9 protein-coding genes and 3 pseudogenes are annotated in these 13683 nt (G+C 57.4%); 9 read left to right on the top strand and 3 right to left on the bottom strand.

Going from position 1 to position 13683, the window contains the following annotated elements; genetic code table 11:
* Positions 1 to 9 precede the first annotated feature (9 nt).
* From EB231_RS32480 to EB231_RS32465, 6 genes and pseudogenes are all read left to right on the top strand, one after another.
* Complete coding sequence (locus EB231_RS32480; RefSeq protein ID WP_172352399.1) at positions 10 to 843, top strand: SDR family NAD(P)-dependent oxidoreductase; 834 nt, start codon at positions 10 to 12, stop codon at positions 841 to 843.
* Between the two features lie 97 nt (positions 844 to 940).
* Positions 941 to 1384: pseudogene (locus tag EB231_RS35370) on the top strand (IS630 family transposase); the annotation flags it as partial.
* A 26-nt stretch (positions 1385 to 1410) separates the two neighbouring features.
* Positions 1411 to 1928: pseudogene (locus EB231_RS32475) on the top strand (ISNCY family transposase); the annotation flags it as partial.
* Positions 1929 to 2682: 754 nt separating this feature from the next.
* Positions 2683 to 3390: a class I SAM-dependent DNA methyltransferase gene (locus tag EB231_RS32470; RefSeq protein ID WP_172352398.1), complete on the top strand. Its 708-nt coding sequence runs from the start codon at positions 2683 to 2685 to the stop codon at positions 3388 to 3390.
* Between the two features lie 39 nt (positions 3391 to 3429).
* Positions 3430 to 3537: pseudogene (locus EB231_RS35775) on the top strand (hypothetical protein); the annotation flags it as partial.
* A 71-nt stretch (positions 3538 to 3608) separates the two neighbouring features.
* Positions 3609 to 4604: an isopenicillin N synthase family dioxygenase gene (locus tag EB231_RS32465; protein ID WP_172352397.1), complete on the top strand. Its 996-nt coding sequence runs from the start codon at positions 3609 to 3611 to the stop codon at positions 4602 to 4604.
* 1015 nt (positions 4605 to 5619) lie between these two features.
* On the opposite strand, the gene EB231_RS32460 is transcribed toward EB231_RS32465, so the two are convergent.
* A complete protein-coding gene (locus EB231_RS32460) occupies positions 5620 to 7368 on the bottom strand; it encodes an ATP-binding protein (protein WP_172352396.1) in 1749 nt (582 codons plus the stop codon).
* Entirely contained in the window at positions 7365 to 8300 is a 936-nt protein-coding gene (locus EB231_RS32455) for an SIR2 family protein (protein ID WP_206681879.1), read from the bottom strand. The genes EB231_RS32460 and EB231_RS32455 overlap by 4 nt, the downstream gene beginning before the upstream one ends.
* 379 nt (positions 8301 to 8679) lie before the next feature.
* Between EB231_RS32455 and EB231_RS32450 the strand changes: the two genes are divergently transcribed.
* The 3 genes from EB231_RS32450 to EB231_RS32440 are packed head-to-tail and all read left to right on the top strand — an operon-like array spanning position 8680 to position 12464.
* Entirely contained in the window at positions 8680 to 9624 is a 945-nt protein-coding gene (locus EB231_RS32450; protein WP_172352394.1) for a dihydrodipicolinate synthase family protein, read from the top strand.
* Complete coding sequence (locus EB231_RS32445) at positions 9602 to 11128, top strand: aldehyde dehydrogenase (RefSeq protein ID WP_172352393.1); 1527 nt, start codon at positions 9602 to 9604, stop codon at positions 11126 to 11128. The genes EB231_RS32450 and EB231_RS32445 overlap by 23 nt, the downstream gene beginning before the upstream one ends.
* Positions 11129 to 11141: 13 nt before the next feature.
* Positions 11142 to 12464: an NAD(P)/FAD-dependent oxidoreductase gene (locus tag EB231_RS32440; RefSeq protein ID WP_172352392.1), complete on the top strand. Its 1323-nt coding sequence runs from the start codon at positions 11142 to 11144 to the stop codon at positions 12462 to 12464.
* Here EB231_RS32440 and EB231_RS32435 read toward each other — a convergent pair.
* The gene (locus EB231_RS32435) at positions 12461 to 13372 is read right to left on the bottom strand and encodes a LysR substrate-binding domain-containing protein (RefSeq protein ID WP_172352391.1); all 912 of its coding nucleotides are present in this window, start codon (positions 13370 to 13372) and stop codon (positions 12461 to 12463) included. The two genes, EB231_RS32440 and EB231_RS32435, sit on opposite strands and share 4 nt — an antisense overlap.
* Positions 13373 to 13683 lie beyond the last annotated feature (311 nt).

The following is a 13683-nucleotide window of genomic DNA, read 5'->3' as shown; positions in this document are numbered from 1 at the left end:
GAGGAATTCTTGGGTAATCGGCTTTCAGGCAAAGTTGCCATCGTCACCGGTGGCAATCGAGGCATAGGGCATGCAATTGCTGAGAGGCTCGCTGATGAAGACGCCATGGTTGTCGTCGGCGATTTGCGTGATGATCGCTCCGCCGATTCCGGCAGCGTCGAGAGGGTCACGCGTATGTCTCTCGACGTCACAAAGGAGGCCTCAATTCGCGCATTCGTTGACGACGTCCTCCAGAAGTTTGGCAGGATCGATGTCCTGGTCAACAATGCCGGTATGGTCATTCATAAGTCCATCGACGAACAGACTGCCGAGGATTGGGACAGGCTTATGGCGGTCAATCTTCGTGGTCCGTTTCTAATGGCCAAGTATGTGGTCCCGGAAATTAGACGTATCGGGTCGGGCACGATCGTTAACATCGGGTCGGTCGAGGGCTGTATGGTCAACCCCTGGCATACTGCCTACGCGGCCACGAAGGCTGGAGTGCATGGTCTTACGTTGGGACTGGCAGTTGACCTCGGGCCGGATGGTATACGTTGCAATACCGTTTGCCCCGGTTGGATCGAGACTGACCTGAATCGCGCCTATGTTGAGCTCCACCCGGACCGAAGCTTGGTCAAGCGGGAATTGGCGCAACTACACCCGGTGGGAAGGATCGGATCTCCAAAAGAGATAGCAAATGCGGTCCTTTGGTTGGCTAGCGACGAATCCAGCTTCGTTAGCGGTGAAATGATCGCTGTTGATGGCGCCCGAACCAAGAAGATATCCCTGCCGTCCATCTTGGACGAGGAGTATCGGGCCAAGCTTACGAAGGCACAGTGCCTCGGTCGGAAACCTGCATCCTGACGACCGTACTAGAGCGGGATGAAGCGAGGCTGAATCGAAGGCGGATTCCATTAGGCGTGCAAATCTGATTGAACTGCTTGCTGGGTCATCCGGTGGGGTGCGCCGCTTGCGCGAAACGAGCAGCCTTGCGCCGGGCCAAATGGGTGGGCACAGGCCGAAGAAGATTGCTGGCGCACATCGCGACTGGCTGCTGGTGCGCTGCCGGGCCGCGGATTTTACGCTGCGTGGTGGCCGAGCTCGCCGAGCGCGGCCTTTCGGTCGACTCCGCTCGGGGTGGGAGTTCGTTCATACCGAAGCTCAGTCACAAAAAAGACGCCCGATCGCGGCTGGGCAGGATCGCCCGGATGTGGCGCGCAGACGGGCACAGCGGTAAAGTATCAGGACCGCATCGATCCTTCCCGCCTGGTGTTCATCGATGAAACCTGGACCAAGACCAACATGGCCGCTCAGGGGCTGGCCGCCGCGCTGCCGAAGGCTCAGGGCCAAGGTGCCGCACGGCCATTGGAAGGCCATGACCTTCCTGACGGAGCTGCGCCATGACCTGTGTCGAGGCACGATGGCTGATCGATGGAATCCAGTGTAGTCGATCTTTTCGCCGGACACGAGATCGGCTGTGAATTGAAAGCCATGTTCCAATGGCTGGACAAGCATCGCGAGCTTTTGAGCCTGGTGACGCGGGACCTGCGCCGGCACGGTCTCAAGCAGACCGGCCGCGAGGGCCTGCCGGCGGAGGCTGCGCTGCGCTGCTCAAGCAGCACCGCCAACTAAGCTATCAGGAACTGGCCTTTCACCTGGAGGACTCCGCCTCGATCCGGGCTTTTGCCCGGCTTCTATGGGGGTGGAGCCCAAAGAAATCGGTCTTGCACAAGACGATCAGCGCGATCGGGCGCCGACCTGGGAAGAAATCAACAAAGTACTGCTGGCAAGCGCCAGGCGAGAGAAGTTGGAAAGCGGCAAGGTCGTGGCGTGGACAGCACCGTCACCGCGCACTCATCCACGAGCCGAGCGACAGCAGCCTATTATGGGACGCCGTGCGGGTGATGGTGTTGTTGTTGCAGCACGCGGATGCACTGGGCAGCGCCGGCCGGGTCCCCACCGATACCACCGGTCAGGTGTTGTTGCTGGGCCGCAGCCGATCTCGATTTCTCTGGTTGCCGAACAGGATTTCGTCACACCATCTGAGAGAAAAAATACGCATTTTTCTTGGCTAATTGTGAAAATTCTCGGACGAAAGTAAAACCGCCAGTCAATGTTGCTTAACATTTATAAAATGTATTCTTATTGTTATATGGCTTGCCCATGCTAAAAGTCAGATGCTATTCCTAGAACTATGGAACATTCCTATAAATCACCGATTCAATGGTGAAAGAAACCGAGTTTACTGTTAGGATGGAGGAAGTGCCGTGCGCGCCACTCGTTTCCACAAGGAATCGGATTCATTGGTACCGGCAGCGTTGTGCCGACCGACCGCCAAGCTCCTGGACGCCGGCATCAGACAAACAAGGAATCAATCCCGGCCGCGAACGACTTGCTCGGAAAGGACACCCGGTGAAACGAATCACCGCGATGCGACCGGCGATTGCGGCATTTGTAGTCACCTCCCTGCCGCTGTGGCGCAACGTCTTCGACAAGTTAGTAGGCGAACGGGGCACCTTGGCCGGATACGCCGGACAGCGCTCAAGTCGAAACATCCCCACTGAAGACGTGCATTCCGCTGGAAGCGCCCGAGACAGCTAGGTTGAGCGTACGGAACGAACAGCTCATGGGTTGAGCCGCGGCCATTGTGCCTCCAATGACAACCGTACCGCATCCGCATCCCTCATACACGGAGGAACTATCATGAACACCCTCGATCAGCAGATGGCACTGGAGCAAGCCGCACGAATGCGCATTAAGGATTCCCACGCCCTCGACGGCGACGTCGGTCGCTTGGCCCACTTCTATCGCGGATGGGCCAGCTCCTACGAATTGGATGTCGGCCGGGACGGGTACTGCGGGCCGATGATCGTGGCGGAACTGGCGGGCGCCATACAGACAGCCTATTTGGCCAGGCAGCGAACTGCCATCGCAATCCTGGACGCCGGTTGCGGAACTGGCCTCGTCGGCGTGGAACTGGAACGCCTCGGCTTCCGGTTGATCGACGGAATCGACCTCTCCGAGGAGATGGCCGAAAACGCCCGGCGAACCCGCGTCTACCGCCATGTCCGAGGCAATGTCGACCTTAACGGGCCGCTCTCCGACTACTCCAGCGCGAGCTACGACATCACGGTCTGCTGCGGCGTCTTCACGCTCGGGCATGTTCGACCGGAAGGGTTGCGCGAACTGGCTCGCGTCACGCGTCCAAACGGATTCATCATAGCAAGCACCCGCAAGAGCTACGTTGAGGCCACATCTTTTGAAGACGAGGTGCGGCGCCTGCAGGATGCGGGCGTCCTCGTGCCGGCGCAGCGTTTAAACGACGGCAGATACGTCGCGGAGGAGGACGCGCACTACTGGGTTTTCCAGGTGCTCGAGAAGGCCAGCGCACCAACGGAGGAGCGACCATGACCACGCTGCCGCAAAACTCGCTAGCGAGACTGGCGGCCTATGCAAGACGACAATGAAGAACGCGAGCGCCTATGCATACCCTGCCAGGAGCTAGAGTTCTTCCACGTTGTTGAACACGGCACTCCGAAAGAATGGTCGGCGCAGCCTATGCAGGCTTCCCGGCGGTTCTTCACGCTGCCGGTCAAAGAAGAAAACGCCTGCCAAGGAAAGGTGTACCCATGTCTAAGGATATCGTGGCCAAACTGGACGACAAGCTTCGCGCGAAATGCGAAAGCTTTGACAAGATTCCGGTGGTTGACATCGCGCCGCTTCTGGATAGCAGCAACGAGTATAAGGTGGCGAAGGAGATACGTTGGGCATTGTCGAACACTGGCTTCATGTATGTGAAGAATCACGGTATTCCGCAGGATTTCGTGGATTCGGTCTTCGACGTGAGCCGTCGGTTCTTTGATCTGCCCATGTCACAGAAGATGGAATTGCATATAAGCAAATCCGATGTTGCCCTCCGCGGCTATATCGAGCCGTTCGGGGAGAACACCGATCCTGGCAAGACGAGAGACCTCAAGGAGTGTTTTGACATCGGTCCTGAACGTTCGACCCTGGAAGGTCCGTTTTTTGGGCCCAACCAGTGGCCCTCAAGTCTGGCCGAGTTTCGGGAACTGACATATGGATACCATCAAAAGATGGTCGGCCTCGCGAAGAAACTCTTGCAGGGCATTGCGCTCAGTCTGGACCTTTCTGAAAACTATTTTGAAAGCCTCATGCGGCAACCGATCAGCATTCAGCGCCTGCTTCACTACCCGCCGCAGAGTGGCTATATTGGCGAAGAGATTATCGGTATTGGCGCCCACACGGATTACGGAAATCTGACCATCTTGGCCCAGGACGACGTGGGTGGTCTTCAGGTCATGAACCGAGATGGCGATTGGGTCGAGGGCATTCCGATCCAAGGCACATTCGTAATCAACATTGGCGATCTAATCCAGCGGCTCACCAATGATGTCTACCTGGCCAACATGCACCGCGTGGTGAATAGCTCGGGACGCGAGCGATACTCAATCCCCTTCTTTATCGACGCCGATTTCAGTGCGATCATTGAACCATTGCCCTCATGTGTCACGGATAGCAACCCGCTTCGCTACAATCAGGTGACGTGCGGCGAGTACAAATTCGGGCGTTTCGCAGCAAGTTACGCTCACTTGGCCAAAGCGTGATGAGAGCGGCAGGCAATTACCACGTGACACTGCCTGCTGCACCTTAAGGGCCAGACTGGCGACCTATCGCGGAGAACCTGACGGTACTGCGGCCGGCTAAGGTAACGATCGAGCCAGCGGCGGAAGCCCGCAACAATCTGATCGCCCCTCCCGGTTTTCGGCTTCGGCCAACGCCAGGATTGCCCTGCCGAGCGTGAAAGGGCGCGTCACTTGAACGGCTGCGCTTGAGTCAGCCGCCGCTGCCGACCGACATGCCTGGAAACCAGGTCTGTGGCGATCACAGTTATAACGACGCCGTGACAATGGCTTGCCTGTTGCGTGGAATTGAGGTCACAACCACCGGCTTTCACCCTTTCACCAATAGCGCAGGCGGATTGGACGAGTTGCTCCCCGAATGCGCCAAACGCTCGACAAATCCGAATGAACCCGAGGTCGGGTCGACAATCGCCGAATTGCGATCCGCAACCTGTGTCACTGTTCAAGCCATCGGGCTGTTCGAGCCAGGATTTTATCTGGTAATCGGGAACGGCATTCCGTACATATGCCGTGGTCCGAGGATGCTCCACACGCGGAGACCTCCGCACGGTTTGCAGCGATCATTCGTAGAGTTTGAACGAAACGCAACGACACGGGCCTGCCTGCTGCTTACCGAGTAGGGGTCTTGCCTGCTTGGGCCATCGCGTCCGTAAGATATTTGTGTCTATGACTTCTGCGATTCCGATACTGATCGTCATCCTGTCCTCCGGCATTGTTTAAGCGATATTGCAATTCGCCGCGAATCCTCTCTTGCACCTGGATACTCATTCGGTCACTCGTATTCATGAGAGTGGGCCTGATATTTACGACCGTTGCGTTATCGAGTGAAATTACTCGCGGTCTCAAGAAATAATGTATTGGACAGTAGCCAATCATCCTTTGAAAGAACGGCGCAAAGGCGCGTATCAGTCAACGCTTTGTCTCACGTGGGGACCCGATTGTCTGCCGTTCTTTAGCTCGCACAGACACGACCACAAGTTCATTCGCTGCGTGATTGGCTACGCAGGCATTCCACCGCTGCTGTTATCGCAGCGTCATCCGGCCTAACCGAGCCCCATTCGGTCCAGAAATCGCGCGTCGCGCTGTCCGGCCTGATCTTTGGAACATCAAGCCGAATTCGGGTGGGCAACAGCACGGCATCCCCGAGTAAAAGCGCCTCTCCTACATCAAGCAAGGGAAGGATGCTCGTGAGCCCAGCTAACGAATCCGGCATGAGGCGCTTGATCACACCTTGGTCGGTCTCATTAGTAAGCCGTAACGCAAGAAAATTGTTGCACTGACTTAGGATTGTTCGACTCACGTCGGAGGGTCGTTGGCTCACCACCAGTAGAGAGAAGCCATACTTTCGTCCCTCCTTTGCAATGCGCTCGAAAGACCCCAGTGCCTGCCGTTGCACGGCATCGGCATCGTCGCGAACAGGAAGATACAGGTGCGCTTCGTCGCAAAGCAGGGTGACTGGCGTGCGCGCTTCTCCACCCATCCAGAACTGGACATCATACAGGAGCCGAGCGAGCGTGCCAGTTACGACGGGCAGCACATCCGCGGGTACCTCCGAAAAGTCGATGATCTTGATTCCAAATCCATCTCCGGCACTGAGAAGCTTCAGCGCCTCCTGTGCAAGCCATCCGTAACTAGAAGCGGCATCTGAGGGCGCGAACATGAATCCGTAGCGTCGATCATCCAATTTGGCTTGCAGACGTGAAAGGAAGCGGGTCAGCTTGTCCTCCCATTCACCCTTAATAGGCCCAGTCTTCCCCATCCCCTTAGTGCTGTTATCAGCATCTAATAGTCCGAACAATTCTCTTACGTCGTAGGGGATTGGCGAATCCACAGTGAAAGTTTTCTTCACGCTGGCTTTGCCCTCTTTATCCAACGTTCGCCCTTTCAGATGGCGAACGTGCAACGTGAACCGTGAAGCCTGATTTGGCGCATTCTGATCGCTGCGGTCGAGGATCATCGACAGCATTTCGTCGCGGTTTAGCAACCAGTACGGGAGAAAAAGTACATCATCCTTCGGTGTCTCAAGATCGCCTGGACCAGCGATGCGGAAACGCTTGGCGAATCCGCCAGCGGCTTTGTTCGCTAAAGGTGCGTATTCCCCATGCATGTCGAATACGATGATATTAGGGTATTTGAGCTTGGCTGCGCGTTCAAGGATCAGTGCGACGGCCCAACTCTTTCCTGAGCCTGTACTGCCGAGGATTGCGGCATGGCGCTGGAAGAACCTATCGCCGCTGGCGATGGCATCGGCCGACCGATCAGCAACGAAGACACCTAGCTTTAACCGTTCGTCTTCGGAGAACCCCGCACCCAAGATGCCCATAAACCTTTGTAGGTTTAGGCTTTCGATCACGTAGCATTCACGATCAATCTGCGGGAAGCTGTCGGCACCCCGTTTGAATGTATTTATCTTCGCGCCCTCAACAGTTCGGAAGGTGCCTATAAGGATGCCTTGCAGAATGTCGGTCGGCACTGCGCCGAGAAGCGCGCCAGTCTCGTCGTCATCGCCCTGCGTAGGCAGCTCCTCCCGCATGCTACGCGTAACCCTCTCGGTCATAGCAATCAGGTACTCTCTCTCTGTCGCCCCCCGGATGGCAATGAGTTGGCCTATGCCAATGCGGGTGAGCAGGACCGAATTGGTGACATTGACGGCAACACGGCTCGTGTCGACGGAGGCGACCCGCCCGATTCGGTCGCCATCGGAAAACTGCAATGCGGCTTCGGTCATGGTTCAAGCACCTCAGAAATGAAGGAGTTCAGTTCCCAAAGGGCGAGGTCCGGTACCTGCATTTCCGCCCTATCCACAAACACCGATGAACCCTGACTGCCTCCGACGACGGCGTGCTGAATCGCTACTACGTTCGGACACGCTTCAACGAGTTTCATCGCGTTGGGAGACAACCCGCGCGTCAGTAACAGCGTCGGAACACCGCTGCGAATACGAGGCGTGAGGTGAGTCTCGAGGTGATCGTCATTGAACCCGTAGCCAATGACCAGAAAACGGCTTGCGCGATCGATTGCGGAATTCGCCCTCTCTCGATGCCGATCAAAAGGGCTCTCGTAGCCATTCCGAAATTTATTCAATCCAGGAGTTATGATCAGACGTGGCGATGTCAAATCGCCAGCATAGCGGACTGGCCGGCCGTCTCGATGGTACCAATCCAGACTACCATGCGGCTTAAACACATTCACCCGCTGGCGGTATCTCCATTGAACCTGCTTTCCGCGGAGAGTCACTTCGCGACAAAAGCTCAGACGGCTTTCATGTTCGTTGAGGATACCTGCAAACTGGCCGACAAACATCGTATCTACGCCAAGGCCAGCTTCTTCGGCCGCAATCTCGATCAGTCGGTCGTAATTCGTAGTTATGATTGGTGCGCCGCTCTCCGGCTTGAGAAGATGCGCCAACAGTCGCGTGAACCGCAGCGTTCTGGTCCTTGCAAAAACTTCATCGACGATTTTGCGCTCCCGATTTGCGATAAACTGCCCGGTTCGCGCAACGATCGCCGTTTCCACTGCCGGAGTTGGGCCCACTTCTAATAGAGCGGCCTCCAATCCCTTGTCAGCAATGAGTGGGCTAAGAACTGCCCATTGTTCTGCATCCAAGGGGGTGAGATCATCTAATATTACAGCCTGAAGATGTTGCGCGATCTCGGTCATGCCTGGCAAACCCTCAGCGCATGACAAGCCTGACCCAACGATGGTCACAAGTCCATCGCTAAAATGCCGCTGCAACAGCGACTTTAGGTTATGCAAATCCAAGATCTCCCCCCGAGACACTCATTAAATATGACTTGGGCTCTATACCGCCCTCATTAATGTGAAGCGCCTCCGATTGGCCAAGGGATAGCAACAACCATTAGCCCGTCCAATGAGCGACCTTCTTGTCTCGGGGCCCGGAATTACGCCGACTGTAGCATGATTGATCATCGCCTCGAACGGCAAAAAAGTTGCCTCCCAGGTGACTTTATTTCGGCTGTCCAGCCCTTCACGCTTGCATATAACACTGTTTTGCAGTCCACATTTTGGAGCGAGGCAGATGTCGTTCAAAGGCGTAATTCCGCCCGTCACAACGCCCTTTCATGCGGACGGATCGATCGACCGTGCCGGCTTCTGCGTCATGGTCGAGCACCTCGTCGCGACTGGCGTCCACGGTATCATTGTCGGTGGCACGACGGGCGAGTACTACGCCCAGTCACGGGATGAGCGTGTCGGCCTGCTAAAGCTTGCCAGGAGCATGGTGAAGGGGAAGATGCCCCTGATCGCCGGCGTCGGCGCTATTCGCACCGAAGACTGCATCGAATATGCGCTGGTTGCAAAGGACCTGATGTACGACGGCATCCTGATCGGTTCCCCGTACTACGCTGTCCCCACGCAACTCGAACTTGCCAATCATGCCCTTGCGATCGACAAAGCCGCCAATCTGCCGGTGATGCTCTACAACTATCCCGGACGCACCGGCACGATGATGGATTTCGAGTTCCTAGACCGCGTCGGTCGCAGCTCCAATTTCTGTGCAATCAAGGAGTCGAGCGGCAGCATGAATCAGCTGCACGCCTTGGCTCGTGACTATCCGCATATCGACCTGTTCTGCGGCATGGATGATCAGGCGCTTGAATTCTTCGCCTGGGGCGCCAAGGGTTGGGTCTGCGGAGCTGGCAACTGCCTGCCGGCTGAGCACCTCGCTCTGTACGAAGCGTGCGTCATCGAGAAGGACTTCACCAAGGGCCGGCAGATCATGTCGGCCCTTCTGCCGCTGATGAGGCTACTAGAGCAAGGCGGCAAGTTTGTCCAAAGCATCAAGTTTGGGTGCGAATTGGCTGGATTGCCGGCTGGGCCCGTGCGCCGGCCTATGCGGGCACTCGACGACCAACAGAAGCGGGAACTCGAGTCGACGATCCGCACCCTTAAAGCAGCCATCGCGTCGATCACTGCAAAATCCCAAAAGAGGGCTTCCGACAATGTCATCGCTATTAACGCGTGATGAGTACCAGAACCTGGCGGACAGCTTGCCACTGCCGACCAGCGCAGTGATCGACGGTAAGGCGCGGGCAGCACAATCTGGGGACACTTTCGAAACCATCAATCCCGCCACAGGGCAGGTCATCGCCAGGATCGCTTCCTGCGGCCAGGCCGACGTCGATCTCGCTGTCGAGAAAGCACGACTGGCGTTTGGATCGGGCGTCTGGTCGCGTGCGCATCCGAGCGAGCGCAAGCGCGTTCTGCGGCGGCTCGTAAAACTGATGAAGCGAGACGCCCATGAGCTTGCAGTACTTGAGACGCTCGAAAGCGGCAAGCCGATCTATGACGTCGAAACCATAGACATTCCTGAGGCCCTGCATTGCCTGGAATGGCACGCGGAAGCCACCGACAAGCTCTACGGCCAGACGTCGCCTTCTGGCGATGATGTCGTGTCGATGATCGTACGCCAGCCGCTGGGCGTGGTCGCCTGCGTTCTGCCCTGGAATTTTCCGATCCTGATGCTTGCCTGGAAGATCGGGCCGGCGCTCGCGACCGGCAACTCGGTCATCGTCAAGCCGGCCGAGCAGACCAACATGTCGACGTTGCGGATCGCCGAGCTGGCGCATGAGGCCGGGTTGCCGCCAGGCGTCCTGCAGATCGTCACTGGTCCGGGCGAAGTGACCGGGAAGGCGCTTGGTATGCATCCGGACGTCGACATGGTCGCTTTCACCGGTTCGACCGATGTCGGCCGGAAATTCTTGGAATATTCCGCCAGGTCCAATCTCAAGCGCATCGTGCTCGAATGCGGCGGGAAGAACCCTTGCATCGTTCTGGATGATGCCGAGAACCTCGATGTTGTAGCGCAGCATGTCACCCAAGCTGTGTTCTGGAACATGGGCGAGAACTGCTCGTCCAATTCCCGCTTGATCGTCCACGAAAAGATCAAGGACCGCCTGGTTGAGACGATCGTTCACAAGCTGAAAGAATGGCCCTTGGGCGAGCCATTGGACCCCGGTAACCGGCTGGGTGCCATTGTGTCGAAGGAACAGTTCGACCGCATCATGGGTTACATCAAGAAGGGGCGGGCGGAAGGCGCCAAGAACGTGACGGGCGGGAACGCCCACAAGCAGGGCAAAGGCTATTTCATCGAGCCGACCATATTCGACGATGTGACATCCGCCATGACCATCGCCCGGGAAGAAATCTTTGGACCGGTGCTTTCTGTCATCAAGGTGTCCAACGCTGATGAGGCGGTACGGGTCGCAAACGACACGCAGTATGGGCTTGCAGCCTCAATCTTCACTGCCAATCTCGGCAAGGCACATCGCATCGCAAGAGACATTCGCGCCGGCACGGTGACCATCAATTGCTACGGCGAAGGAGACGTCTCGACTCCCTTCGGCGGCTTCAAGCTTTCCGGCTTCGGGGGACGAGACAAGTCATTGCATGCCCACGACCAATATACCGAACTCAAGACGATCTGGGCGGACATCTCCGATCCTAACGTCTCGCGTTCGATAAAATAGCCTGGTCGCACCGATGAGCGACCATGAGGCTGCTCGCACGCCTGCGGACACCTCCATACCGGGCTGGTACGGTATTCTGCCGCCTCCCAAGGCACCTGAGGTGCTGCGCGGCCGTCACAAGGCGGACTGGCTCATTATAGGAGCAGGGTTTGCTGGCTTGGCGGCCGCGCGGCGCCTCTCACAACTGGTGCCGAACGAGCGCATAGTGGTGGTCGACGCTCAGCGCGTCGGCTGGGGTGCTGCCGGTCGCAACTCCGGCTTCATGATCGATCTTCCGCACGAGCTTGGCGGTACGCATTACGGCGGAAGCCAGTACCACGACCGCAAGCGCATCCGCTTGAACCGGGCTGCCATCGAATTCTGTGCCTCGGCGGTGGACGAGTACGGGTTGCAGAAATTTTTCGTTCGGGCCGGCAAGTACCATGGAGCTGCAACCGATCACGGTGTTGCCGTCCTGCGCGAATTCGAAAAACACCTTACGGGGTTAATCGAGCCATTCGAGCGGCTCGACGCGCTGCAGTTGAAGGAAATCACCGGAACCGACTTCTTCGTCGGCGGTACCTTCACGCCGGGCACGGTAATGGCACAGCCGGTCGGCTTCATCCGTGGGCTTGCCGAAGGCCTGTCGAGGCGCGTGCAGCTATTCGAGAATTCACCGGTCACATCTTTGCGGACCGGCAAATTGCATACTGCCAAAACGGCTGAGGGCGAGATCACCGCGCCGCGGTTGATACTGACAGTCAACGGTCATCTCGAAAGCTTTGGTTTCTTCAAGAAGCGCCTGCTGCATGTGTTCACCTATGCCAGCATGACAAGGCCTTTCTCCAAGAGTGAGCAGGCAGCTCTGGGCGGCGAGCCGCATTGGGGCTTGATCCCGGCTGACCCTATGGGATCGACCATCCGAAGGATTGGGGACCGGATCCTCGTCCGCAATACCTTCACCTTTAATCCGGACATGTCCACCAGTGAGAAGCAGATCCGTCGGATCGGCGCTCAGCACGATCGATCGTTCCAGGCGCGCTTCCCGATGCTGGGTGAAATACCGATGGAATTTCGCTGGGGAGGCCATCTCTGCCTTTCTCTGAACTCCGCGCCGGCATTCGGCGAAATTGAAGAGAGGGTCTTCGTAGCCGGATGTTGCAATGGCCTGGGCACAGTGCAAGGTACCCTGTATGGGATGCTGGCTGCCGATCTCGCAGTCGGCAGCAACGAGGCAATGGTTGCAGACGCCCTGAACGAGCCAGCCCCGGTTCGGCTTTATCCAGAACCGCTGATGTCGATCGGAGCGCCGTTGAAGCTCTGGGCGATGCAGAAGCGCGCCGGCAGAGAGCTCTAGCTTTCTCGTTCTTGCGCCGCCGCTTCCCGGATCCAGTTACGGAGGCTTTGCGCGGCAGGGGACAACGTGCGATTTTCATACCAGGTGAGATAGTAGCTGCCAGGGGCGGGCAGCTCGAGATCCGTCAGTCTGACGAGTTTCCCTTCTTCAATCTGCGCCTTGACAAGGCGGTGCCAGCCGACAGCCACTCCTTGATCGGCTTGAGCAGCCTGAAGCGCCACGAAGAACTTGCCGAAGCGCCGGCCGCGGGTCGGCCCATGTGAGACACCCGCGCGCCGCAAGACCTCATCCCAGCCAGCCCAGTCGGGATCCACCCAGTCAACGTGCAGCAAGGGAAGCTCGGCCAACGACTCCGCCGTTGCGTCGCGATGCCTGCTTGCAAATCCGGGCCCGCATACCGGGTAGATTGTTTCATTGAAAAGGAGTTCAGCGTCTTCATTTGACCACGATCCGAACCCGTAGCGGATACGCAGTTCAACTTCCGCGCGCCGATAGTCTCGAGGATTATCCGAAATCAGGTGGTCAACAGCAATGTCCTGATATCGCGTCCAGAAGTCCGGCATTCGTGGTATCAACCACATCGATGCGAAGGCATCAGAGCAGGCGAGAGTGACGTTCTTCGCCCGATCGCCGCGCTTCACATTTCGCACGATGTCTGCGGCCCGCGAAAAACCGCTAGCCAACGCACCATAAAGGTCTTCGCCCGCGCCTGTCAGCACCACGCCTGTTCCCAGCCGAGTGAAGAGCGGAACGCCGAGCTCGTCCTCGATCGCTTTGATCTGCCGGCTGACAGCGCCGGGTGTGACATTCAGTTCCGCAGCAGCCAACTTGAATGACAGGTGCCGGGCAGACGCCTCGAAAACAGCCAAGGCAGTCAGGGACGGCAGGTCGTAATAGCGGCGAACCATCTCAAGCTCCAAAACACTTCGGTAATCGCGCCGTGCGACAATAGAGAAAGCAATGCTCAAGATGTCGTAAAACTATTAACAAGGCGACGCGCTGGCCTGCGTTTCGACTGATTATGGCTGCGATCCCTATCCCATTTGCAGCGAAACATAGCAACACGGTGCGAACCATGCTTCGCGATCTGCGACGCTGTCCAATCAACGTCCGACGCGGCTGCCACCTAGTATACGGGGCGAATGTCTGCGCTCGACAACTCAACAAGGGGGTGAGACTTTTGCAGGGCTGCCCCACTGGCCTTCAGCAGCTGTTCAGA

This window comes from Mesorhizobium sp. NZP2298, assembly GCF_013170825.1.
In the GTDB taxonomy this organism is placed as follows: domain Bacteria; phylum Pseudomonadota; class Alphaproteobacteria; order Rhizobiales; family Rhizobiaceae; genus Mesorhizobium.
This window is presented reverse-complemented; position numbering and strand designations above follow the sequence as displayed.

Bases quoted from the DNA above. Each gene is read 5' to 3' on its own strand.
- EB231_RS32470 (WP_172352398.1), top strand. From the start codon at position 2,683: ATGAACACCCTCGATCAGCAGATGGCACTGGAGCAAGCCGCACGAATG.
- EB231_RS32465 (WP_172352397.1), top strand. From the start codon at position 3,609: ATGTCTAAGGATATCGTGGCCAAACTGGACGACAAGCTTCGCGCGAAA.
- EB231_RS32460 (WP_172352396.1), bottom strand. From the start codon at position 7,368: ATGACCGAAGCCGCATTGCAGTTTTCCGATGGCGACCGAATCGGGCGG.
- EB231_RS32455 (WP_206681879.1), bottom strand. From the start codon at position 8,300: ATGACCGAGATCGCGCAACATCTTCAGGCTGTAATATTAGATGATCTC.
- EB231_RS32450 (WP_172352394.1), top strand. From the start codon at position 8,680: ATGTCGTTCAAAGGCGTAATTCCGCCCGTCACAACGCCCTTTCATGCG.
- EB231_RS32445 (WP_172352393.1), top strand. From the start codon at position 9,602: ATGTCATCGCTATTAACGCGTGATGAGTACCAGAACCTGGCGGACAGC.
- EB231_RS32440 (WP_172352392.1), top strand. From the start codon at position 11,142: ATGAGCGACCATGAGGCTGCTCGCACGCCTGCGGACACCTCCATACCG.
- EB231_RS32435 (WP_172352391.1), bottom strand. From the start codon at position 13,372: ATGGTTCGCCGCTATTACGACCTGCCGTCCCTGACTGCCTTGGCTGTT.